This window comes from Oceanobacillus sp. FSL K6-2867, from assembly GCF_037963145.1.
Taxonomy (GTDB): domain Bacteria; phylum Bacillota; class Bacilli; order Bacillales; family Amphibacillaceae; genus Oceanobacillus.
Genome location: NZ_CP150144.1, coordinates 220183 through 245443, shown reverse-complemented (window position 1 = coordinate 245443; position 25261 = coordinate 220183). Strand labels below are relative to the sequence as shown.

The following is a 25261-nucleotide window of genomic DNA, read 5'->3' as shown; positions in this document are numbered from 1 at the left end:
TTATATAATATAGTTATTTTATTCGCTGGGATTCAAACGACGCCATTCACTGCGGTAATGTTTTGCCTCCATGGAGCCTCTGTAAAACTGAAGTCCACCAAGGATCACAAAAACAATTCCTATAAATAAGGATAGCTGTGTTTTATAGAAAATATATTGATTAATTCCAAACACTAAAACAAATGTACCAAGACATATACGTGCTTTTGCGTTAAAATAACGTTGAACGAGTTCATCTTTGCTTTTAAGAATAGCAACTTTATAATAGATAAAAAGAACTGCTGCTACCACAATGATGGCAGGGAAAATAAACATGGTATCTCTCCTAATGGGTTTTTAAAGTATATGTATGTCTTAAATTGTAACTTGTTTTTATAAATAAATCTAGAGAAATCAAACAACACTAACAGGAATAGGAGCAATAATATGAATTGGAAACAGATTATTAAGGCAATTAAAGAAAATGATACGATTATTATTCATCGACACGTCAGACCAGACCCAGATGCGCTAGGATCTCAGGCTGGTTTGAAAGAAATCATCAAACACTCCTTTCCCAACAAGCGTGTTTATGTGGTAGGTGAAGAAGAACCTACATTAACATTTTTAGCTAGAATGGATAATATTCGCGATAGTGACTATGAAAACGCGCTCGTCATCGTATGTGATACAGCTAACAGACCACGGATTGATGATCAGCGTTATATGATGGGTAAGCAGCTTATTAAAATAGATCATCATCCAAATGTTGATGAGTATGGTGATCTAAGTATGGTTAATACAACTGCCAGCTCTGTAAGTGAAATGATTTTTGATCTTTATGAACAGGGCAAGGAAGAAGGGTTTAGAATAAATAATGAAGCTGCACGATTATTGTATGCAGGCATTGTTGGTGATACGGGAAGGTTTATGTTCCCAAACACAACGAAAAAAACATTTCAATATGTTGCTGAATTGGTAACCTATGATTTTGACAGATCAGCATTATATGCGGAATTGTATAGTGTGGAGGATAATATTTCAAGACTGCAGGGATATGTACTGCAAGAGTTTGAGCTTTTGATATCGGGACTTTGTACAATCAGGCTGACGAAAGAAATTTTAAAAAAATTTCATGTTTCCCCCGAGGAATCGGGACAGCTTGTGAATATATTAAGTAACATTCAAGGAATAAAGGCTTGGGTGTTTTTCATTGAAGAGGAGGATCAAATTCGTGTCAGATTGCGCTCGAAGGGTCCGGTAATTAACGAAATTGCTGCGAAATATAACGGTGGAGGCCATCCATTAGCATCTGGTGCAACAATTTATTCATGGGAAGAAGCAGACAAGCTGGTAAATGAACTGGAGTCCGCTTGTATTGCATATGTTTGATAAGTTTGCATGGAGGCTGACATTGCTGACAGCCTCCAGTTTAGCTCGTTTTACTCGAAGATAATGGGATGAACCAATAGCCAGAGCTCGTTGCGTCACATTGGACAGGTAGTTTTTCTTTTTCAATTGCTCGTTTCATTAAACGAACAAGTTCTTCCGATTCTGCATATGCATTTTGTCCTTTTCGCAATTGATTCATTTTTTCATCACGTATTCGTCTGAGATCTATAGGCGACATGGATATCTACTCCCTTCAATATGTGGAGTGTAACTGCTTTCATTACTATTCTATGATAAATGCCCAACGAAATCTATTCCATTTATTGATGTGTCACGAAAAATACAAACTAATTTGATAATTGAGGAATTACATCGATTTTTAAGTCTGAAGTAATTGTTAACTTTTTCACTTCGAAATAGTATGTGAAATCATCAACTGTAAACTCTTTATTTTCAATGGTTGACTGAAGCAATCGATCGCTTTTATTAATAATCTCAATTTCTTGTCCGATTATATGACTAATTTGTTCTTTAACCATCTCTTCCAGCTGGTGTTCAATGAGACGGTCCAGCTTTAGTCTTTCTCCTTCAACAATCGTAACAGTGATGGATTTCACGGTTAATGGTTCATCGGATTTTTCGCTTAAGTCTTCCTTATCTTTTAACAGTGCTTGATTTTGTTCCGTCAGATCATTTACTTGTGATGTGAGTTCAAGGTTTTCCCCTAATAACTCCTCGTACATTGTACCGTACATATAAATAAGAATGAAGTATGCAATAATCCCGCCAACAAATGCCCCTGTAAAAAAAAGCTGCCAAGAAGGCTTTTTATGATATGGTGGAATATGCATTAAGGAGTCTCCTTTTGCAGAAACCAATCAATAATGATGATTCCTGTTTTCACGCCGCCCATAGCAGATAGAATAAGTAAAACCTGCTTAACGAAATCGATTGTGGACCCATCGGTTAATCCCTTTTCAAAATTTGCAATCGCATCAAAGGTGCCTCCAATAGCAGCAACAATAGCCCAAATTCGCAAACGATCAGCAATTCGGCCCATCGACGTCAGAGGGGCATCCCCTGTTGCGAAATCACCGATACTTCCGATAAATGAACCGCCAATAATTACACCGAGAGCAATAAAAAAACACGAAATAAATGCAGCAAAAAACCGTTCTTCCATATTATGCACTCCTTCCTGAGGCATAGTTTATACATTTTATGAATGCCTTGTACGAGTTATGCAAAGAAAAAATGCAAAAGCGTATGCACGTTCGAATTAGGTTGTTATAATGAAATTAGAATGAAAAGGCGGGATAGTATGTCATACACACATTTACAAGTTAAAAGCGGCTTTAGTTTGATGGATAGTACAATCACGATTCCTAAATTGGTCGAACGGGCACATAAATTGAATTTTAATGCGCTTGCATTAACAGATAACGAGGTGCTGTATGGAGCCATTCCATTCTATCGCGCATGTAAGAGCTATGGAATAAAACCGATTATTGGAATGACTGTACGTCTATTGGACAATAATGAAGAAGTCATTACATGCATCTTATTAGCGAAAAATAATGCTGGATATCGGCAATTAATCAAACTTAGTACAGCAATACAGAAAGAGTCCATTATCGGATTAGATGTTTTAAAACAAGCAGCTGGATTATTGGTCTGTATTGTGCCAGTCTGTAATGAGAAAATCACACAAATGTTTCAGCATCAAACACATACAGATATTGCAGGCTATTTAACTCAATGGCAAGCAATATTTGCTAAAGGTGACTTTTATCTTGGCTTGCAGGAGAAGGACACAGAGATTTTTGCATTTGTAAAAGCATTTCATCAAGAACATAATATTCCGGTTACGGCGATTAACGATGTTATTTATCTTGAAGAAAAGGATGCTATTGCTTTTGATTGTCTCCAAGCAATGAAACATGGGAATCAGTGGGGAATGAAAATTACGGATCCATCAATTAAAAATAGACATCTTTGTTCTGAGACCGAGATGGAGGCTTCGTTCGGTTCGATATGGCCAGAACTGCTTGCTGAGACAACGTCCATTGCAAGTACATGTAATGTTACGATTGACTTTGAACAACGTCTTTTGCCATCTTTTCCTGTGCCAGAAGAAACAAGTGCAGATAACTACTTAGAAAAATTATGCTGGGAAAAAGTGGGGGAAAGATACCCTGCTGTAACTGATGCAATTAAAGAGCGGCTATCCTATGAGCTCCATGTGATTCAGTCAATGAAGTTCAGTGATTATTTTCTGATTGTAGCCGACTTTATTAGCTATGCAAAAGCAAATCAGATTGTTGTAGGGCCGGGGAGAGGATCCTCTGCAGGTTCGATTGTTGCTTACATACTAAGTATTACAGATGTTGATCCAATAGAGTACGGTCTTTTATTTGAACGTTTCCTTAATCCGGAAAGACGAACAATGCCGGATATTGATGTCGATTTTTCAGATGCAAGGCGCGACGAGGTTATCGCATATGTTCGGGAAAAATACGGTTCCGAGCATGTTGCGCAAATCATTACATTTGGTACGTTTGCTGCTAGGTCGTTAATCCGGGAATTAATAAAAACGATGGATGTTGACACGCAGGATGCTAGCTTTATATTAAGAGAAATCCCGATGCAGTCAACGAAGCGAATTCCAGAGCTTATCAAGGGATCAGAAGAATTGTATCGTTATGTTAAAACATCTCCTAAATTAAAACTTTTATTTGCAGTAGCTGTTAAGCTTGAAGGGCTGCCGCGCCATATATCTACTCATGCAGCAGGTGTGGTTATTAGTGAGAAACCGCTAATAGAACACGTACCATTAACAATAGGTGCTAACGATACACATCTTACGCAATTTCCGATGAATGATTTAGAAGCAATTGGTTTATTAAAAATGGATTTCCTAGGTCTGCGGAATTTAACTTTAATAGAGAAGGTTATCCAATCAGTAAGCTATACTGGTGAGAGAGCAATTGCATTGGATGCAATCCCGGAAAACGATCCCAGTACCTATGCATTATTACGAAAAGGGCAAACGAATGGAGTGTTTCAGCTGGAATCACAAGGAATGAAACAGGTTCTTACTGAACTTATTCCTAGCAATTTTGAAGATATTGTAGCTGTCAATGCCCTATACCGTCCAGGTCCAATGGATTTTATTCCGGTATATATAGCACGAAAACATGGAAAAGAAGAAGTGAGCTACCCGCATCCTGATTTAAAGCCCATTCTTGCCCACACATTTGGTGTGCTTGTTTATCAAGAGCAAATTATGCAGATAGCCAATCAAATTGCAGGGTTTACATTTGGTGAAGCAGATATGCTGCGTCGCGCGGTAAGTAAAAAGAAGCAGGATGTCATGGATGCTCAAAAAGAAGCTTTTATACAAGGTTGTCTAACCAATGGCTATAATCAAGATGTTGCAGAAGAAATTTTTGGCTGGATCGTTAAATTTTCAAATTATGGATTTCCGAGGAGTCATGCAGTCGCATATAGTAAAATTTCCTATCAGCTCGCCTTTTTAAAAGCACATTATCCTGCCAGCTTCTTTGCAGAATTATTAAGTGCTTCGCGGAGTCAATACGATAAGCTGAATCAATACATGCAGGAATTAAAAGCGCTTGGACTTGAAATACTACCGCCTAATATTAATCGTAGCTTTGGCAAATACAGCGTGGAGAAAAAAAGTGTTCGTATGGGACTTACTTCGATTAAATCTTTAGGCAATCAAGCAATTGGCGAAATTATTCGTGCTCGAAAAGCAGGTCCATTTAAAAATTTATTTGATTTTTGCCTTCGTACCTCACCAAAGCTTGTAAATCGAAAAACAATCGAAAATCTGATCATGGTCGGCGCCTTTGATGAAACGTATTCGAATCGTGCAAGCTTGCTTGCCTCAATTGAACAGGCGATGGAGCAAGGGGAGCTTTTTAAAGAATTTTTAAGCGGATCGAGCTTATTTCAGGATCAAATCGAGCTTGATGCAACATATGTGGAAATCGATGATTTTAGTCAAGTTAAGAAATTAGCAGATGAAAAAGAGCTTCTTGGAATGTATATCTCAAGTCACCCTTTAAAAGAATATCGGAAGCAGCTTCGGACCAATGGTCATGTATCACTTGGACAAGCTGCTAATATGATTGGGAAGCGAAAATTAAGTGTTACGGTAATCATTCAAGCGATTCGAGTCATTCGCACAAGGCGGGGAGATAAAATGGCATTTCTGACGATTGATGATGAACAGACAGAAATGGAAGCTGTTATTTTTCCCGATGTATTTCGAGAGACAGCTTCTTTTCTGCAGGAGGAGATGATGGTTAGTCTGGAAGGAAAGGTAGAGTCTAGAAATAAGAAGCTGCAATTCGTAATCGATTCTGCCAGGCCCTTTCAAAAAGAAGTATTCAAGCACCAGGAACAACGCCTATTTATTAAAGTGGAGAGCATGACTAATCAACAAGCATTGGAAATCATAGAAAAGACAGTGGAACGTTATCCTGGTGGTGCATCGGTCATACTATACGATAATCGAAATAAACAATCTTACAGGCTAGCAGAATCCTATTGCCTTTATCCAAGCAAAAACTGCTTAAATACGCTAAACCGATATTTTGGTAATGAAAATGTTGTTTTGCAAAATTGGGAAGGGTGAAGCTGAACTGTGTTTTGTAATAAGATGTGTGCTGGATATCGGGATCTGTACAGTCCCTTTCCATTGCTTAGTGGTTTCAGGTGTATCAAGAGATGCGGGGGTCTGTGTGATAAGCTATCACTTTACAGGTGAAATGCATCTGTTATAATAGAGGAGTTATTGGTGGTCTGACCACTATAACTCAAACAAAATCCAGCAAGCTTATTGACAGCAATTATACTAATATATTTTAAGCTGGTCCCCATTGTTTGATATATCATACAACAAGACATACAGAGGATATAATACAATTTCTACATCAAAAGGAGAGAGTAATTAAAAATGGCAAGCTTGAGAGATGAAGCGTTACATATGCATAGGGTAAAGCAAGGGAAATTGGAGATTCAATCGAAGGTTTCTGTTAATAATGCAGCAGATTTAAGTTTAGCATATTCTCCTGGCGTGGCAGAGCCATGTAAAGAAATTTACGAAAGTAAAGAGCAAGTATATGATTATACGATGAAAGGCAATATGGTTGCCGTTGTAAGTGATGGATCAGCGGTGTTAGGCTTAGGTAATATTGGAGCTGAAGCTGCGATGCCAGTGATGGAAGGAAAAGCTGTATTATTTAAAGGATTTGCAGGAGTTGATGCATTTCCAATATGTCTCGCAACAAATGATGTAGATCAAATTGTCCAAACTGTAAAGTTGTTAGAGCCAACTTTTGGTGGTGTTAATTTAGAAGATATTGCAGCGCCAAATTGCTTTATTATTGAGGAACGCTTAAAAGACGAAACAAATATCCCGATTTTCCATGACGACCAGCATGGAACAGCTATCGTAACAGTTGCTGGCCTAATCAACGCATTGAAGCTTGTTGGGAAGGAATTCTCTGAAATTAAAGTAGTTGCGAATGGCGCAGGTGCTGCAGGAATTGCAATTATACGTCTGTTAGAGAGCTTTGGTGTAAGGGACATGATTATGTGTGACTCAAAAGGTGCTATTTTTGAAGGTAGAACTTATGGCATGAATAGTGTTAAAGATAGGGTTGCCAAATTTACAAATATAAATAAAGTAGAAGGGTCTCTGGAAGAAGTTCTAGAGGGTGCTGACGTCTTTATTGGTGTATCTGTTGGCGGCGCATTGACGAAGGAAATGGTTTCGAAAATGAATAGAGATGCCATCATTTTTGCGATGGCTAATCCTGATCCGGAAATTTTGCCTGAGGATGCAAAAGAAGCGGGTGCTCGTGTTGTTGGTACTGGCAGATCGGATTTCCCAAACCAGGTTAATAATGTGCTTGCATTCCCTGGTATTTTTCGGGGTGCTTTAGATGTGCGGGCAACACGAATTAATGAACGAATGAAGGTTGCTGCTGCAAATGCAATTGCATCCCTGATTGAAGAGAATGAAATCACTGAGGATTATGTGATTCCGTCACCATTCGATACGCGCGTTGCACCATTAGTTGCAGCAGATGTTGCAAAGGCTGCAATGGATTCAGGTGTTGCTCGAATTAAAGTGGACCCAAAAGAAGTAGCTGAGAAAACGCGAAGATTAACCGGAGCTGAAAAGTAAATAGGTTCCTAGGAGTGGAGTGTTATTTTTGTCCTTTTCAATCAAACAAAAGGTATATCAGGAAGTAATTAGGGAATTACAACGATATATTGAAAAAAATAATCTAAATCCTGGGGATAAGCTTCCATCTGAACGAGAGCTTTCTGAAAGACTGAAAGCTGGCAGGTCATCTGTCAGGGAAGCGTTACGAGCATTGGAACTAATTGGTCTTGTTGAAACGAGACATGGCGAAGGCACCTACTTAAGAGAATACCGCTCCTTTCAAACGGTAGAGTTACTATCTTCTTTTATTTTAAGACAAAATAATATAAAAGATGATTTGACCTATACCAAACAAATTATGGAGAAGGAAGCAGCAAAGTTGGCCTTCAGCCGAATCAGTGAATTCGACATCGAAGAACTGAAAGCAATACTTGAAGCAAATTGTAGTGATCCACTTACAAAACATCGTGCTTTTTTTAAATATTTATTTGAAAAAACGGAGAATCTATTGTTAATGAAAATATGGTCGTTAATGGATGAATTTTCATATGCTGTGAGTGTATACCATTTTGAGGAGGCTTTTTATGATGCTTTACTCAAAACGTACACTGAAGGGGATTATCAATCCATTGATCCATTATTTCAAGCCAGGTTCAGTTGAACAGTTGAGGGGAATTTTTTCTCTCGACTGTTTTTGACACTTTTTTTAACTGGAAACCGTTATGATAAATAAAATGCATTTAAGAAGGTACATACGTTTATGTTGATGTGAGTTGTGAAGGGGGAATAACCTTGCTTAAAGATTTTTTTGGCAAGAGAAGAAAATATGCAACCATTCCAAGTGAACAATCAAAAATTGATGTTCCAGAGGGACTTATGCAAAAATGTCATGGTTGTAATAAAATATATTATCGAAAAGAAATGAAAAAGTCCTTGAATGTTTGTCCGAATTGCGGCTATCATCACCCAATGACTGCCTGGGAACGGATTGACAGTTTATTTGATGAAGGCACTTTCCATGAATGGGACAAGGGTTTAACTTCAGGGAACCCACTCGATTTTCCAGGTTATGAAGTAAAGATAGCAAAGGACCGAGAAAAAACGGCTCTAAATGAAGGAGTAGTCACTGGTAAAGGTATGATTGCTGATAATGCTGTTGCTTTCGCTGTGATGGATTCCAGTTTCCGTATGGGGAGTCTCGGGTCTGCAATGGGCGAAAAAATTGCACGTGCTATTGAAAATGCAAAAGAGGAATCGATACCTTTTATCATTTTCACTGCTTCTGGTGGTGCCCGGATGCAAGAAGGCATGCTTAGTTTAATGCAAATGGCTAAAACGTCGATTGCTATTAAACGGTTCAGTGATGCAGGCGGATTAATGATTTCTGTAATGACACACCCTACTACTGGTGGCGTATCTGCAAGCTTTGCTTCCATTGGAGATTATAATTTCGCTGAACCTGGCGCATTAATTGGCTTTGCTGGGAGAAGAATCATTGAACAGACAATCCGTGAAAAACTGCCGGATGATTTCCAAACTGCAGAGTTTCAATTAAAGCATGGTCAATTGGATAAAGTAATCCACCGTCATGAGATGAAAGAATTGCTTTCCAAGCTGGTTGCAATGCACAAAAGGGAAGTGAAATAAAGTGAATCAAATACTTGAATTTGAAAAACCAATTGTCAATTTAAGAGAAAAAATAAATGAATTGAAAAAATTCACAGCGAATAGCGATATTGATTTAACAGCGGAAATTGAGACGCTGGAAAAAAGGCTTGCTATTTTAGAGAATGATATTTATGGCAATTTGAAGCCATGGGATCGTGTGCAAATGGCTCGTCATCCGATGCGGCCAACCACATTGGACTACATTGATAAACTATTCACTGATTTTATCGAATTTCATGGCGATCGCTTTTTTGGAGATGATGAGGCGATTGTAGCTGGAATTGCCTATTATAATGAAACACCAGTAACCGTTATTGGACATCAGCGCGGCAAAGATACGAAGGAAAATATCCGCAGAAATTTTGGAATGCCGCATCCAGAAGGATATAGAAAAGCATTACGACATATGAAGCAAGCGGAGAAATTTAATCGTCCAATTATTTGCTTTATTGATACGAAAGGTGCTTATCCAGGCAAAGCTGCTGAAGAACGCGGGCAAAGTGAAGCTATTGCGAAAAACCTAATGGAAATGGCTGGTATAACAGTACCAATCGTTTGTATCGTTATCGGTGAAGGCGGAAGCGGGGGAGCGCTTGCACTTGGTGTTGGCGACCGTATTTTAATGCTTGAGAACTCAACATATTCAGTTATTTCACCTGAAGGAGCTGCTGCACTATTATGGAAGGATGCAACTCTTGCTCAGCGTGCTGCCGAAACAATGAAAATAACATCCTATGACTTGAAAAAACTAGGCATTGTTGAACATGTAATACCAGAGCCAAAAGGCGGTGCACATCGTAACTTGGATCAGCAAGCAGCTTATATGGATGAGGTATTAAAGCAATCCTTAGAAAATCTTTCTGCATTATCTGGAGATGAATTAACCGAGAAAAGATGGGAAAAATATAAGCAAATGGGTGAATTTGAAGAGCTTTAGAATGTGCTGGATCATTCACTTATAAACTGTATTAGTTGAGGCTGATATTTTATAGTATCAGTCTCTTATTGTGGTTATAAAAATATAAATTCTCTTTAATAAACAAGATATTAATTGCTATTTGTGCTGTTTTTATTTATCTTTAAAGGGTATAGTACAGTTATATAGTAAATATCGTTTCGACTTGAGGTGAACTAAACATGAAGAAAATAGGAGTGTTGACAAGTGGCGGGGATGCTCCAGGCATGAACGCTGCAATCCGTGCTGTAGTCAGAAAAGCGATTTATCATGATTTAGAAGTATATGGGATTAAAAATGGATATCAAGGTCTCATGGAAGGTAATATAGAGCAAATGACATTAGGTTCGGTCGGAGATATTATTCAACGTGGTGGTACTATTTTATTCTCCGCTCGCAGTGAAGAATTTAAGACTGAAGAAGGACAGATGCGAGGGATTGAACAATTAAAGAAGTTTGGTATTGAAGGTCTAATCGTTATCGGTGGCGATGGAAGCTTCCGTGGTGCTCAAAAATTAACGGAGAAAGGTTTTCCGTGCATAGGTGTACCTGGAACGATTGATAATGATATTTCTGGTACAGACTTTACTATTGGTTTTGATACATCGCTGAATACAATCATCGAAGCAGTTGATAAAGTGCGTGATACTGCAACATCACATGAGCGTACGTATATCATTGAAGTAATGGGAAGAGATGCTGGTGATTTAGCATTGTGGGCTGGTCTAGCTGGTGGTGCAGAAAGCATTTTGATTCCAGAGAAGAAAGAAGACTTCGAAGAGATTGTCGATCGATTAAAACGAGGACATGACCGCGGTAAGAAGCATAGCATTATACTTATGGCTGAAGGTGTTGGCAGTGGTATTGAATTTGGAGAGCGTATCCAGGAAACAACTCAACTTGAAACCCGTGTTACCGTGCTGGGATATATTCAGCGTGGAGGTACTCCGACGGCAACAGACCGTGTACTTGCAAGCAGGTTAGGTGCTAAAGCAGTTGAATTACTTATGGATAACCAAGGTGGCAAGATGGTCGGGATCCAAAATAATAATTTGGTGAGCTACCCGTTCGATGAAATCTTTTCAAAAAACCATACAATTAATGAAGAAATGTACAACCTTTCGAAAGAGCTATCCATTTAACTAGGAAGTCCTAAGTTAAAATCATTGTTTTTTATAAACTATGTATAACGATCAGGGAGGAAGAAGATTAATGAGAAATACGAAAATCGTTTGTACGATTGGACCTGCTTCTGAGTCAGTAGAAACATTGGAAAGGTTAATCGATGCAGGAATGAACGTAGCTAGACTTAACTTTTCCCACGGTGATTTCGAAGAGCATGGGGCTCGAATTCGAAACATAAGAGAAGCTGCCGAAAATAAAAATAGAACTGTTGCAATTTTGCTGGATACTAAAGGCCCAGAGATAAGAACAGGAAATTTTAAAGAAGGCTATGCAGATCTTGAACAAGGAAATACAGTCGTTATTTCGATGCATGAGGTGGAAGGTACTGCTGAAAAGTTTTCAGTTACGTATGATGGGTTAGTAAATGATGTACATCCGGGTTCGAAAATTTTGCTTGATGACGGTTTAATCGAGCTGGAAGTTATCGAAGTGAATACAAATGCTGGTGAGATTGTAACAAAAGCATTGAATTCGGGTATTATTAAAAATAAAAAAGGTGTGAACGTACCAAATGTTTCGGTTAATCTGCCTGGAATCACGGATAAGGATACGGCTGATATTCTATTCGGGATTGAGCAAGGTATTGATTTCATCGCTGCTTCATTTGTACGTCGTGCATCAGATGTCCTCGAAATTAAAGAAGTTTTAGAAAAAAACAATGGTTCCCATATTCAAATTATCCCTAAAATCGAGAATCAAGAAGGTGTTGACAATATCAACAGCATTTTAGAGGTTAGTGAAGGGCTGATGGTTGCTCGTGGAGACCTTGGAGTAGAAATTCCCGCAGAGGACGTACCGCTTGTACAAAAAGAGCTTATTAAAAAATGTAATAATGCAGGGAAGCCGGTTATAACAGCAACACAAATGCTTGATTCGATGCAAAGAAACCCACGCCCGACACGCGCAGAAGCATCCGACGTAGCGAATGCGATTTTTGATGGCACGGATGCAATCATGCTTTCAGGAGAAACGGCTGCGGGAGCCTATCCTGTTGAATCCGTGCAAACAATGAGTAATATTGCATTAAAGGCAGAATCGGCATTAGAGCATAAATCTATTTTAAATGAACGTTCTAAAAATGTAGATATGACAATTACAGAAGCAATTAGTCAATCAGTAACACATACGGCGATGAATTTGGATGTTGATACAATCATTACACCAACTGAAAGTGGACATACAGCTAGAATGATATCCAAATATCGTCCAAAGGCTTCTATTTTAGCTGTAACATTTGCTGCACACGTTACACGTCAGCTTTCACTTGTTTGGGGTGTACATCCAGTGATTGCTAATCAAACAAACACGACAGATGAAATGCTGGATGTTGCAATTGATAAAGCGCTAAGCACAAACATGTGTAAACGTGGTGGTAGGGTTATTATAACAGCTGGCGTTCCAGTAGGTGAAAGTGGCACTACAAACCTCTTAAAAGTTCATGTCATTGGTGATGTAATTGCTAAAGGACAAGGTATCGGCAAACGTTCAGCGTATGGCAGAGTTGTATTTGCAAAGTCAAATGAGGAAGCTCTATCAAAAGTAGAAGAAGGAGATATACTTGTTACGTATGGTACGGAGCGGGAAATGATGCCAGCAATTGAAAAAGCTGCTGCCATTATTACAGAAGAAGGCGGCTTAACCTCACATGCTGCAGTTGTTGGTTTAAGTCTTGGTATTCCAGTGATTGTTGGCGTGAAAGACGTCTTTACCGTTCTTGAGGAAGGCACTGATATAACAGTAGATGGTGCAAAAGGTGATATTTATAGAGGTCATGCAAGTGTACTTTAAAGTATAAATATCCTTATTTTTAATATTTGAAACAGAAGCTGGCATAAATGTCAGCTTCTGTTTTTCTAAGTTCTACACATCGTTTATAAATTCATGATAAAATAAGCTTGAAGGGAGAGTTCTATATGCGTTGGTTATTCCTCCTATTACTATTTGTACCTGCGATGGAAATCGGCGTGTTTATCTGGATCGGCGGCATGGTTGGTCCATGGTGGGTCGTAAGCATTATAATCCTGACCGGTGCTTTAGGGATCCTCCTTGCTAAACGCCAAGGAATGGATACATGGAAGCGAGCTCAGCTGCGAATAAGCAAGGGGCAGGCACCAACTGAAGAACTGATGGATGGTCTTTGCATTTTGATTGGATCAGTATTTTTATTAGCCCCAGGGTTCATTACTGATACAGTCGGGCTTATTTTAGTGCTTCCGTTCACAAGAAAGCTATTTAAAAATGGGTTTCGAAAGCTTATGTTAAAAATGGCAAGCAATGGAACCGTTATTTATCGGAAATGATAAAAATTTATCCTCTAATAAAGTTCCATAATGTTTTAAAAATACCTGCTTGGTAGATCGCGTTTCCTAAAACCGTGATCATTGGTGCGACAAAAAGTCCTGCAATTCCCCATAGCTGAATTCCGAAAAACATCGTTGTTAAGACGATTAGTGGGTGAATTCCAATACTTGAAGAAAGGATTTTCGGTTCAAGAATTTGCCTTGAAATAATAACGATCATATAAAGCACGGCGATCCCAATTGTTAAGGAATAGTCAGATACAGCGTATAAGTAAATGATCCATGGAATGAAAATGATACCTGTTCCTAGATAAGGAATTAAATCAACAGCAGCAGCTATAAGTGCAATGGTTAAAGCATGTTCTACACGAAGAACCATGAGCCCACTAAGAATTATACAGGCAGAAATTAAGATAAGTAATAGCTGCGCCCGTAAATAACCAGTAATCGCAAGCTTAACATGATGAAAAAAATCTTGAGTGGACTGTCTGGCTGTGCCTGGCAACAAGTTTGAAGAGATTCGTTTAATGTTTTCTAAATCATTAGTCATCATAAATGTAGCTAACAGAATAAACGCCATCGTCGTTAATGAACCAGGAACAACCGCCAGGAATTCAGGTATTTTAGTTAAACTATTTTGCAGCATGTTCGTACCTGTTGAAGTAATTAAGGCTGTTATGGAACGTATATAATCTTGTATCGTTGTTTGCTGTTCTGCATCAAGAGAATGAAAAAAAGAAATGATTTTTTCATAGAGTGGAAGAATATTCGTATTGAAAAAGGATTCAAAAAACGAAACAAATGTCTGGATATGATTTGGGATCTGCACAGCTAAATAAGCCGTTCCTTGATAGACCTCTGTAATAATTAGTAATACGACCCCGATAAATAACAGCAATAAACCGAGCATAACAACAAGAATGGCAAGTGGTCTTGGAAGCTTTAGCGTCGACTCAATAGAAACGACAATTGGATGAATGAATAAAGACAGAATACAAGTAATCATTATTGGATAGATAAATTTGAAACCATGCATCAAAATAAGGTAGACTGTAAATAGAGCACCGAGTACAATCAAAAATCGTATCAGTTGCAGTAGAATAAATTTTTGCATTGGAAAGCTCCCCCAATATAGCGACTAGAAATTGCAAATAGTTGAAAGCCCGTACTATAGTTACATATGATAAATAATGTTAAATTAGACATGCATTTTCGAAATGAGAAAGAAAAAAATTAATTAACGACAAAATACCGATAAGTATCGCAAGAAAGCAGTTAAAAATTTAAAATGTTAAACGGTTTCAATTCACTTTCTAGTCATAATACTTTATAATAGATTTGGGCTGGACAATAATAGAATACTTTATTCAAATAGTAGATATATATACTGGGGTGAGTCTGCTATTACCATAACGAGATTCTGATGATGGTTATTATTGTCGTTAGAATTGTACATTTGTATAAAATGCTGCAATCAATTTAAAAAAAGGAGAGGGTTTAATATGACAACATCTACAAAGGGGTTAGAAGGTATTGTCGCAACTCAATCGTCCATCAGTTCCATTATAGATGACCAGCTATCATATGTTGGCTACCGAATTGATGACTTAGCTGAACATTCAAGCTTTGAAGAGGTCATTTATTTACTTTGGAATCTGAAGCTTCCGACAAAGACAGAGCTGGAAGAAGTGAAGCAGGAACTAGCTGAAAATATGGAAATTCCTGAGGGGATTATTGATCATTTGCGTTCTTATGATTTATCAACTGTCCACCCGATGGCAGCATTGCGTACTGCTGTTTCTTTACTTGGATTATATGATGATGAAGCAGATGTAATGGAACCAGAGGTAAATAAGCGTAAAGCTATTCGCATTCAAGCTAAAATTGCATCAATTGTTGCCGCTTTTTCAAGAATCCGCAATGGTCAAGAACCGGTGAAGCCGAAAACAAACCTTGGTTATGCAGAGAATTTCCTGTATATGCTTAATGGCAAAGAGGCAGAGGCTATTGAGATAGAAGCGATTAACAAGGCGCTCGTACTGCACGCAGACCATGAGCTGAATGCTTCCACGTTTACGGCAAGAGTATGTGTTGCAACACTTTCTGATATTTACTCCGGTATTACTGCTGCAATCGGTGCCTTAAAAGGTCCATTGCACGGCGGTGCGAATGAAAATGTAATGAAGATGCTAACGGAAATTGGCGAAGAGGAAAATGCCATTCCATATATTGAAAAAAAATTAGCAAACAAAGAAAAAATTATGGGTATGGGACACCGTGTATATCGCAATGGCGATCCACGTGCAAAACATTTAAAAGAAATGTCCAAGCAATTAACGACATTGACCAAGCAAGAGAAATGGTACAACATGTCTATAAAAATTGAAGATTATATAAAAGAAAATAAAGGTCTTCCAGCGAATGTAGATTTCTACAGCGCATCTGTGTATCATAGCTTAGGTATTGACCATGACCTATTCACACCAATTTTTGCAGTAAGCCGTACATCCGGCTGGCTTGCACACATTTTAGAACAGTACGATAATAATCGTCTGATCCGCCCGCGCGCTGAGTATATTGGTCCTGACTTGCAGGATTATGTTGAATTAAGCAAGCGTGGCTAACAATTACGATTAAGAATATAGCTGGGTAATCCAGCTATTCTTATTGAATATATTTAGGAGGTTTTTTTATGGCACAAGGTGAAAAAATTATCGTAGAAAATGGGAAAATGAATGTCCCTAACAACCCAATCATTCCTTTCATTGAAGGAGACGGTACTGGTCCTGATATCTGGGCAGCAGCAAGCGAGGTTATCGAAGCTGCAGTAGAAAAAGCTTATAATGGCGAGAAAAAAATTGATTGGCTGGAAGTATATGCTGGTCAAAAAGCCTTCGATAAGACTGGTGAATGGCTACCACAGGATACATTAGATAAAATTAATGAATATAAAATTGCAATTAAAGGCCCGTTAACAACTCCGATTGGTGGAGGAATACGTTCATTAAACGTTGCACTTCGTCAAGAGCTTGATTTATATACATGCCTTCGACCGGTACGTTACTTTGAAGGTGTACCATCACCAGTTAAGCGTCCAGAAGATGTAGATATGGTTATATTCCGTGAGAATACGGAAGACATTTATGCTGGAATTGAGTGGCAAAAAGGTTCCGACGAAGTGAAAAAGGTTATCGAATTTTTAAAGAATGAAATGGGTGTAAACAAGGTTCGCTTCCCTGAAACGTCTGGAATTGGAATTAAGCCAGTTTCAGAAGAAGGCACAAAACGTCTAGTTCGTTCTGCAATTGAATATGCATTAACTGAAGGACGTAAAAGTGTTACTTTAGTACATAAAGGTAACATCATGAAATTTACAGAAGGCGCATTTAAGAACTGGGGCTATGAAGTAGCTGAAAAAGAGTTCGGTGATAAAGTATTTACGTGGGCTGAATACGATCGCATTGTGGAAGCAGAAGGAAAAGATGCTGCAAATAAAGCACAGGATGATGCAATCGCCGAAGGTAAAATTCTTGTTAAAGATGCTATTGCAGATATATTCCTTCAACAGATCTTAACTCGCCCTAAAGAGTTTGATGTTGTTGCAACCATGAACTTAAATGGTGATTATATTTCTGATGCGCTTGCAGCACAAGTTGGAGGAATCGGTATTGCACCAGGAGCAAACATAAACTATAATACCGGACATGCGATTTTCGAAGCAACACACGGCACTGCTCCTAAATATGCAGGATTAGATAAAGTAAATCCTTCATCTGTTATTCTTTCAGCAGTATTGATGCTTGAGCATCTTGGCTGGAGAGAAGCAGCTGATTTAATTACAAATTCAATGGATAAAACGATTGCTTCTAAAGTTGTGACATATGACTTTGCACGTCTAATGGATGGAGCTACCGAAGTTAAATGCTCCGAATTTGGTAAAGAATTAATCAAAAATATGTCTAAATAACACGCACTGCGTCCCAGTTCTTAGGATCATGAGGTAAAGGAAGTCTTGCCAGCAGCCGGGGACTGAGGCTGTACGCGGCGTACTAGTGGCGAATGGGGACTTAAAAGTCCTCATTCGCCAATTGTAATGAACCATGTTGTCAAAATTATCTATTTGAAATCTGTTAATCTACTATAAAGGGGATATTTAAGATGGGTTTACAAAGAAAAAAGATTTCAGTTATCGGATCTGGCTTTACCGGTGCAACAACAGCATTAATGATCGCTCAAAAAGAGCTTGGTGATGTTGTCCTGGTAGACATTCCTAATATGGAAGACCCAACAAAGGGGAAGGCACTTGATATGGCAGAGGCAGCGCCAGTTCAAGGATTTGATGCGAAAATTATCGGTACTTCCAATTATGAGGATACAAAAGACTCTGATTTGGTTATTATCACTGCAGGTATTGCACGTAAGCCAGGGATGAGTCGTGATGATCTTGTAAATACCAATGCAAAAATCATGAAAGCTGTAGCAAAGGATATTGTAAAATATTCCCCGGATACGACCATTATTGTATTAACAAACCCAGTTGATGCGATGACATATACGGTATTTAAAGAATCTGGTTTACCGAAAGAGCGTGTTATTGGACAATCCGGTGTACTCGATACTGCACGTTTCCGGACTTTTGTTGCAGAAGAATTAAATCTTTCTGTTAAAGACGTAACTGGTTTTGTGCTTGGTGGACATGGTGATGATATGGTTCCGCTAATTCGTTATTCCTACGCTGGTGGTATTCCACTTGAAAATTTAATTTCAAAGGAACGTTTGGATGAAATTGTACAACGCACTCGTACGGGCGGCGGAGAAATTGTCAACTTGTTAGGAAACGGAAGTGCGTACTACGCACCAGCAGCTTCATTAACTGTTATGGCAGAAGCAATCTTAAAAGATCAGCGTCGCGTGCTTCCCGCAATTGCTTATTTAGAAGGAGAATACGGCTATAAGGATATCTACCTTGGCGTACCTACAATTTTAGGTGGAAAAGGTCTTGAAAAGATAATTGAATTAGACCTAACAGCAGAAGAAAAAGCAGCGCTAGATAAATCAGCCGATTCGGTTAAAAACGTACTTGGTGTACTAAACTAAACAATATTTATAGAAAAGCTCTGGTTACTATCATATAGCCTGAGCTTTTTCTGCGTTTTGATTGTCGTAATTGAAAGAAACTCTGAACAATGTGCAATTATGGATTATGCGTATACCCACTCCGGAAATATACTTCGTTTTCCACGGGGGCTGGTGAGCCATCTTGTGCTACCGCACGCACTAAGTAGTCTCACCGATGCACTTATGGCAGGAGTCTACGTATATTTTCTGTGCTAGTATTGGTTCACTATAAATAAGATGGTTAAAAATAGAAACTGGATTGTATTCTCACCAGTCCGGGTAAGCGTAGAGTAGTGACTCCTGCGGGCATGTGTCCTAAGGTGTGCATCCGCCGGGAGCGATTCCCGACGGTGTTGCTTACTCATACCTCAACAGTTAGTTCGAAGTCTATTTATTCTCCAAAACAACAACCACTAATGATTAACTTCCTTAACTTATAATTAAAAACATAAAATAAGCTGATTATACGGAAACTATTGTAAAATTTTGTTTACAAACCTTTATTCATTATGTGTTTTCTGTTAATAATGATAAGATAAATAAGAGTGTAAATATTATTGTTGGCAGAAAAGAAAATATAAAACTCTCTTTTCTGCATAAGTGCAACTAAGCTATCGCCTAAAAGTCAAGCGATACCAAGTTTACTAACAAAATGGGGGATGTTCAAATGAGTCAGAAGGTATTAATTGTAGACGATGAAAAACCAATAGTAACGCTACTGGACTATAATATAAAGAATGCTGGTTTTCAAACGGACGTTGCCTATGATGGAAAAGAAGCAGTTATTAAGTGCGAAACAAATGAATACGATCTAGTGGTACTGGATTTAATGCTGCCAGAAATGGATGGTATGGCAGTATGTAAACATTTAAGAATGAATAAAATTGAAACACCAATTTTGATGCTGACAGCAAAAGATGAAGAATTTGATAAAGTGCTAGGTCTGGAATTAGGAGCAGACGATTACTTAACCAAGCCATTTAGTCCAAAAGAAGTTGTCGCAAGAATTAAAGCTATTTTGAGAAGAAGCGCGAGAAATGATAAACCAAACTTTAGTTCGCTGAAAATTGGTGAGCTGACAATTTATCCCGAACGCTACGAAGCAGAAATGAACTCAAATGTCATTACATTTACAAGAAAAGAATTTGAGCTGCTGTTCCATCTTGCAAAAAATAAAGGAAAGGTTATTTCAAGGGATCAGCTATTAAGCAGTGTCTGGGATTATGATTTTGTTGGTGATACAAGAATCGTCGATGTCCATATTAGTCACTTAAGGGATAAAATAGAACCAAATACCAAAAAACCTGTATATATAAAAACCGTGAGAGGGCTTGGGTATAAATTGGAGGATCCTTCTTGATGAAAGTATTATTTTCAGTACCTATCCGGCCATATATGTTTGCTGTTCTGTTTACTTTCATTGTTATGGGGGTTATTTTATTTCAAGCGGCAGATGTGCCGTTTATTATGATAGTAGTTCTCTTCTTTGGATTTATTATCGTTCAGATTATTATATTTCTTTTGTATACGAACTATGTAAAACCCGTGCAAAAAGCAACCAATACAATAGATGAATTTATCAAAGGCAATTTTAATGCAAGATTTCATAATTCATCCAATGAAGCGATAGAGGAATTAAGCTATAAAATTAATACATTAGCAAGAAACATGAGTGCAATATCGATGCAAGAACAGATGCAGTCTGAACAGTTATCAACATTAATTGATAGTATACAAAGTGGTCTTGTACTGATTGACGAAAAAGGATTTATCCATGTGGTTAACCGCAAATTTATTTCTATGTTTGGCAAAACTGAAAAAGAATATAGAGGCCATCTGTATTATGAAGTAATCGAAAACGAAACCATTCATGAAACAGTTCAAAACACGTTTTTATATGAGCGAAATATTAAGGAAACTTTCACACAAACATATGGAGTAGATAAAAATTATTTTGAAATAGTTGGGGCTCCTATGTTTAATGAACGAAATCTATTAAAAGGTGCAGTTTTAGTACTCCACGACATTACTGAATTAAAGAAAATGGAGAAAACAAGAAAGGATTTCGTTGCAAATGTTTCACATGAGCTGCGTACCCCAATTACCTCCATTAAAGGTTTTGCTGAAACATTGATGGATAGTGGTGAAAATAAGGATGAAACAACGAGGGATTTTCTCGGAATTATTTATCATGAAAGTCATCGCCTGCAATTATTAATTGAGGATTTATTATCCTTATCAAAGCTGGAAAAGGAAGGATTTCACCTAGTTCTTCAAACGTTTAACGCAAAGGAACTAATTCAAGAGGTTATTCCAGCATTAAAGCATAAAGCAGCTGAAAAAAAGCTGGACTTATCCTTAAATATTGATAAAGAAACAGAAATGAAAGCAGATAAAGAACGAATTAAACAAGTAATCGTGAATCTACTAGACAATGCGATTCACTATACACCGGAAAACGGAAAAGTTGAGCTTAGCCTTGATTCTACAGCTGACTTTATTCATATTAAAATCGCTGATACGGGCATTGGAATTGATGAAAAATCAATCCCGCGCATTTTTGAAAGGTTTTATCGTGTTGATAAAGCACGCAGCAGAAATACGGGCGGAACTGGTTTAGGATTGGCAATTGTTAAACATATTGTCGAAGTGCATGATGGTAGGATAGAGGTTGAAAGTGAAGTAAATCAAGGAACAACCATACATGTATATTTACCGAAATAAACATCCTCATAATAGAGGGTGTTTTTTCGTAGTGATTATACAGCAGGTTTAATTGATATACCAATTCTGGTCTTAATTTTTTCATTTCTTTCCTTACAATGATAAAATGAAAAAAGAGAAGTAATTAATCACGCATTAACAGGCTAATATTTTTGCTCAAAGTGCGCGGAATTAAAAAGTGCTTGGGAAGGGAAACTGCCCCTTCACGCAAAATAGATTTAGTTTATTTGGAGGTTACCATGACAAAAAAATTAGTATTAATTGATGGCAACAGTATTATTTATCGGGCGTTTTTTGCATTGCCACTTTTAAATAATGATAAGGGTGTATATACGAATGCAGTTTATGGATTCACGACAATGCTTCTACGCATTTTAGAAGAAGAAAAGCCGACACACTTACTTGTGGCCTTTGATGCAGGAAAGACGACGTTTCGTCATGCGACGTATAAAGAATACAAAGGTGGTCGTCAGAAAACACCACCAGAGTTATCGGAACAGTTCCCTGTTTTAAAGGAATTGCTTGATGCATTTCAAATTAAGCATTATCAGCTGGAGCAATATGAAGCAGATGATATTATCGGTACATTATCAAAGCAAGGAAATGAGGAAGGCTTTGAAGTAACGGTTATTTCAGGGGATAAGGATATGCTGCAGCTCGTTTCGGATCATATATCCGTACATGTTACCAAAAAAGGGATTAGTGATATAGAGAGATACACTCCAAGCTATATGCTTGAAAAAATGGAAATTACGCCAGAACAAATTATTGATCTGAAGTCCCTTATGGGGGACAGCTCTGACAATATCCCTGGTGTTCCTGGTGTAGGACAAAAGACGGCAACGAAGCTGATTAAGCAATACGGCGATTTAGAATCAGTTTATGAGCATTTGGATGATGTAAGTGGCAAAAAATTAAAAGAGAACCTGACGAATCATCAAGATGATGCATTTATGAGTAAGGAACTTGTCACGATTAATCGCAATTCACCGATTGAAATAGAAATAAAGGATATTCCCTATGATGGTTTTGACCAGTCTGGAGTTCGTGCTGCTTTTAAAGAACTTGGATTCCAGTCATTATTAAATCGAGTTGCTGATGATGAGGCAGAAGCTGATGAAGAACTGCAAACAGAAATGAAAGAAATCACGTATACCGTTGTTGATAGAATAACCGAGTCTATTTTGGCTGAGGAAACGTCATTTGTAGTAGAAATGCTACATGACAATTACCATCAAGCAGAAATTAATGGATTTGGAATGGTGAATGAACATGGTGCTTATTTTATTCGACCGGCTGTTGCATTAGAGTCCGATTTGTTTAAACAATGGGCAGAGGACAGTAATAAAAATAAAATTGTTTTTGATGCAAAGAAAACAATGGTTGCTTTGCTGAGAAATAATATTCATATTCAAGGAATAACATTTGATATGCTGCTTGCATCCTATTTGCTCAACCCAGCTGAAAACAATCATGATATCCCAGCAATCGGAAACCGTATGGGAAAAACCGATGTCTTATTTGATGAGGAAGTATACGGAAAAGGTGCGAAACTAAAAGTTCCCGAAGAGCCTGTACTTTCCGAGCACGTTGTTAGAAAAACGATGACGATGCATGTGATAAAGGATGAGATGATTAAGGAATTGAAAGAAAATGAACAATATAAGCTGTTAAAAGAATTAGAAATGCCGCTTGCCATTATTCTTGCTGAAATGGAACATGTTGGTGTCCAGGTGGATATAAATCGTTTAGAGGAAATGGGAGTCGATTTAAAGGAAAGACTGCAAACATTAGAAAATGAAATCCATAAGCTGGCTGGAGAAGAATTTAATTTAAACTCGCCGAAACAGCTTGGTCCCATTTTATTTGAAAAATTACAGCTGCCAGTAATTAAGAAAACGAAAACCGGCTATTCTACTGCAGCTGATGTATTAGAGCAGCTGCAAAATGAGCACGAAATTATTCCAAAGCTGCTTTTATACCGACAGCTCGGAAAACTTCAATCAACCTACATTGAAGGTCTATTGAAAGTCGTGAGGAAAGATACGAATAAAATTCATACAAGATACAACCAAGCATTGACACAAACAGGAAGATTGAGTTCTGTTGATCCGAATTTACAAAACATCCCAATTCGTTTAGAGGAAGGCCGGAAAATAAGACAAGCTTTTGTTCCTTCTAAAAATGGATGGATCATGTTTGCAGCTGATTATTCGCAAATTGAACTTAGGGTTCTTGCGCATATTGCAAATGATGAAAAGCTTGTGAAAGCTTTCCAGGAGGATGTCGATATTCATACACAGACCGCGATGGATGTGTTCCATGTAGAAAAAGATGAAGTTACATCGAATATGCGAAGACAAGCAAAAGCGGTTAACTTCGGTATCGTTTATGGAATTAGTGACTATGGACTATCGCAAAATCTCGGCATAACGAGAAAAGAAGCGAAACAGTTTATTGATCGATATTTCGAAAGCTATCCAGGTGTGAAGCAATATATGGAAGAAATTGTCCAGGAAGCAAAGCATAAAGGCTATGTGACAACATTAATGAAAAGAAGAAGGTATTTGCCAGAAATTACGAGCCGAAATTTTAATGTAAGAAGCTTTGCTGAACGTACAGCAATGAATACACCAATTCAAGGTAGTGCAGCAGATATTATTAAAAAAGCAATGATCGATTTAGATGGAAGATTAAAGGAAGAAAAGCTGCAGGCAAAAATACTTTTGCAGGTGCATGATGAATTAATTTTAGAAGCGCCGAAGGAAGAAATAGATAAATTGAAAGAAATCGTGCCGGAAATGATGGAACAGACAGTGACATTAAATGTTCCATTAAAAGTTGATTATGAATTTGGAGCAAACTGGTTCGATGCCAAATAAGGAGAAACCGTGAAATGCCAGAATTACCAGAAGTAGAAACAATTAAAAATACACTTAAACGATTTGTGCTAAATAAAACGATTGAACAAGTAGATATATATTGGTCTAACATAATCAAAGAGCCTGATGATGCAGAACATTTTAAAACGTTGCTGAAAGGCCAGACGATTCGTGAGCTTTCCAGAAAAGGGAAATTTTTATTGTTTTACCTTGATGATATCGTACTTGTTTCACATCTGCGGATGGAAGGAAAATACAGTGTACATGATTCAAGTGAACCAGTAAAAAAGCATACCCATGTTATTTTTCGCTTTACGAATGGAGAAGAGCTCCGTTATAATGATGTCCGGAAATTCGGTACGATGCATGTCTATCCAGTTGGTAAAGAATTTTTGAATAAACCATTGAATCAGCTTGGTCCCGAACCATTTGATGAAGCATTTACACTAGATTATTTCTACCAGAAATTAAAAAAGACAGATCGTTACATTAAATCAGCATTACTGGATCAGACAATCGTTACTGGCCTTGGTAATATATATGTGGATGAAACATTATTCAAAGCAGGTATTCATCCATTAAAAAGATCAAGCAAGCTAACGAAGAAAGAAGTTAAAGCAATACGCGAACAAGCAATCAACACGCTTGAAGAAGCTGTTCGGGCAGGAGGAACGACTATTCGTTCCTATGTAAATGGACAGGGTGATATGGGGATGTTCCAGCAAGAATTATACGTTTATGGACAAGAAAGCAAAAATTGTAAAAACTGCAGTAATACGATTACGAAATTGAAAATTGGTGGTAGAGGAACCCATATATGCACGATATGTCAGAAGCTGTAAGAGGTGAATGGAAA

The 25261-nt window shown here is 37.9% G+C and carries 21 protein-coding genes; 16 read left to right on the top strand and 5 right to left on the bottom strand.

Translation table 11 applies throughout. The features are described from left to right. Positions 1–18 precede the first annotated feature (18 nt). A complete protein-coding gene (locus NSQ77_RS01185) occupies positions 19–315 on the bottom strand; it encodes a YtpI family protein (RefSeq protein WP_339228380.1) in 297 nt (98 codons plus the stop codon). Between the two features lie 111 nt (positions 316–426). On the opposite strand from NSQ77_RS01185, the gene NSQ77_RS01180 reads away from it, so the two are divergent. Further along, the gene (locus NSQ77_RS01180) at positions 427–1371 is read left to right on the top strand and encodes a bifunctional oligoribonuclease/PAP phosphatase NrnA (protein ID WP_339228379.1); all 945 of its coding nucleotides are present in this window, start codon (positions 427–429) and stop codon (positions 1369–1371) included. Between the two features lie 40 nt (positions 1372–1411). Here NSQ77_RS01180 and NSQ77_RS01175 read toward each other — a convergent pair whose 3' ends face one another. From NSQ77_RS01175 to NSQ77_RS01165, 3 genes are all read right to left on the bottom strand, one after another. Beyond that, positions 1412–1609 carry a hypothetical protein gene (locus NSQ77_RS01175; RefSeq protein ID WP_339228378.1) on the bottom strand — a complete coding sequence of 66 codons (198 nt, stop codon included), beginning with the start codon at positions 1607–1609 and terminating at the stop codon, positions 1412–1414. Between the two features lie 109 nt (positions 1610–1718). Then, complete coding sequence (ytrI, locus tag NSQ77_RS01170) at positions 1719–2222, bottom strand: sporulation membrane protein YtrI (protein WP_339228377.1); 504 nt, start codon at positions 2220–2222, stop codon at positions 1719–1721. After that, complete coding sequence (locus NSQ77_RS01165; protein ID WP_339228376.1) at positions 2222–2554, bottom strand: YtrH family sporulation protein; 333 nt, start codon at positions 2552–2554, stop codon at positions 2222–2224. Before NSQ77_RS01165 ends, ytrI begins: the two co-directional genes overlap by 1 nt. Before the next feature lie 138 nt (positions 2555–2692). On the opposite strand from NSQ77_RS01165, the gene dnaE reads away from it, so the two are divergent. The 8 genes from dnaE to NSQ77_RS01125 all read left to right on the top strand — a co-directional run bounded on the left by dnaE (position 2693) and on the right by NSQ77_RS01125 (position 13681). Continuing rightward, on the top strand, positions 2693–6034 hold the full coding sequence (dnaE, locus tag NSQ77_RS01160) for a DNA polymerase III subunit alpha (protein WP_339228375.1): 3342 nt from the start codon (positions 2693–2695) through the stop codon (positions 6032–6034). A gap of 321 nt (positions 6035–6355) precedes the next feature. Beyond that, a complete protein-coding gene (locus tag NSQ77_RS01155) occupies positions 6356–7591 on the top strand; it encodes a malic enzyme-like NAD(P)-binding protein (RefSeq protein WP_339228374.1) in 1236 nt (411 codons plus the stop codon). Positions 7592–7619: 28 nt separating this feature from the next. Next, a complete protein-coding gene (locus NSQ77_RS01150) occupies positions 7620–8234 on the top strand; it encodes a GntR family transcriptional regulator (RefSeq protein WP_339228373.1) in 615 nt (204 codons plus the stop codon). A gap of 131 nt (positions 8235–8365) precedes the next feature. Further along, positions 8366–9220 (top strand): acetyl-CoA carboxylase, carboxyltransferase subunit beta, encoded by an 855-nt coding sequence (accD, locus tag NSQ77_RS01145; protein ID WP_339228372.1) that lies wholly within the window; start codon positions 8366–8368, stop codon positions 9218–9220. Position 9221: 1 nt separating this feature from the next. Then, positions 9222–10178: an acetyl-CoA carboxylase carboxyl transferase subunit alpha gene (accA, locus tag NSQ77_RS01140; RefSeq protein ID WP_339228371.1), complete on the top strand. Its 957-nt coding sequence runs from the start codon at positions 9222–9224 to the stop codon at positions 10176–10178. Between the two features lie 200 nt (positions 10179–10378). Further along, positions 10379–11338, top strand: coding sequence for a 6-phosphofructokinase (gene pfkA, locus NSQ77_RS01135; protein ID WP_339228370.1), 960 nt, complete (start codon positions 10379–10381; stop codon positions 11336–11338). A gap of 70 nt (positions 11339–11408) precedes the next feature. Continuing rightward, positions 11409–13169, top strand: a complete 1761-nt coding sequence (pyk, locus tag NSQ77_RS01130; protein ID WP_339228369.1) for a pyruvate kinase — start codon at positions 11409–11411, stop codon at positions 13167–13169. 125 nt (positions 13170–13294) lie between these two features. Continuing rightward, on the top strand, positions 13295–13681 hold the full coding sequence (locus tag NSQ77_RS01125; protein WP_339228368.1) for an FxsA family protein: 387 nt from the start codon (positions 13295–13297) through the stop codon (positions 13679–13681). A 7-nt stretch (positions 13682–13688) separates the two neighbouring features. Here NSQ77_RS01125 and ytvI read toward each other — a convergent pair whose 3' ends face one another. Then, complete coding sequence (ytvI, locus tag NSQ77_RS01120; RefSeq protein WP_339228367.1) at positions 13689–14795, bottom strand: sporulation integral membrane protein YtvI; 1107 nt, start codon at positions 14793–14795, stop codon at positions 13689–13691. Between the two features lie 388 nt (positions 14796–15183). Between ytvI and citZ the strand changes: the two genes are divergently transcribed. The 7 genes from citZ to mutM all read left to right on the top strand — a co-directional run bounded on the left by citZ (position 15184) and on the right by mutM (position 25247). Next, the gene (gene citZ / locus NSQ77_RS01115) at positions 15184–16305 is read left to right on the top strand and encodes a citrate synthase (protein WP_339228366.1); all 1122 of its coding nucleotides are present in this window, start codon (positions 15184–15186) and stop codon (positions 16303–16305) included. Between the two features lie 68 nt (positions 16306–16373). Next, entirely contained in the window at positions 16374–17648 is a 1275-nt protein-coding gene (icd, locus tag NSQ77_RS01110; protein ID WP_339228365.1) for an NADP-dependent isocitrate dehydrogenase, read from the top strand. A gap of 191 nt (positions 17649–17839) precedes the next feature. Next, positions 17840–18778 (top strand): malate dehydrogenase, encoded by a 939-nt coding sequence (gene mdh / locus NSQ77_RS01105; protein WP_339228364.1) that lies wholly within the window; start codon positions 17840–17842, stop codon positions 18776–18778. A gap of 688 nt (positions 18779–19466) precedes the next feature. Next, positions 19467–20159 carry a response regulator transcription factor gene (locus NSQ77_RS01100; RefSeq protein ID WP_339228363.1) on the top strand — a complete coding sequence of 231 codons (693 nt, stop codon included), beginning with the start codon at positions 19467–19469 and terminating at the stop codon, positions 20157–20159. Further along, positions 20159–21523, top strand: a complete 1365-nt coding sequence (locus tag NSQ77_RS01095; protein WP_339230915.1) for an ATP-binding protein — start codon at positions 20159–20161, stop codon at positions 21521–21523. Before NSQ77_RS01100 ends, NSQ77_RS01095 begins: the two co-directional genes overlap by 1 nt. A gap of 239 nt (positions 21524–21762) precedes the next feature. Continuing rightward, the gene (polA, locus tag NSQ77_RS01090; protein WP_339228362.1) at positions 21763–24405 is read left to right on the top strand and encodes a DNA polymerase I; all 2643 of its coding nucleotides are present in this window, start codon (positions 21763–21765) and stop codon (positions 24403–24405) included. Between the two features lie 14 nt (positions 24406–24419). Then, a complete protein-coding gene (gene mutM / locus NSQ77_RS01085) occupies positions 24420–25247 on the top strand; it encodes a DNA-formamidopyrimidine glycosylase (protein ID WP_339228361.1) in 828 nt (275 codons plus the stop codon). The last annotated feature ends 14 nt before the right edge of the window (positions 25248–25261 follow it).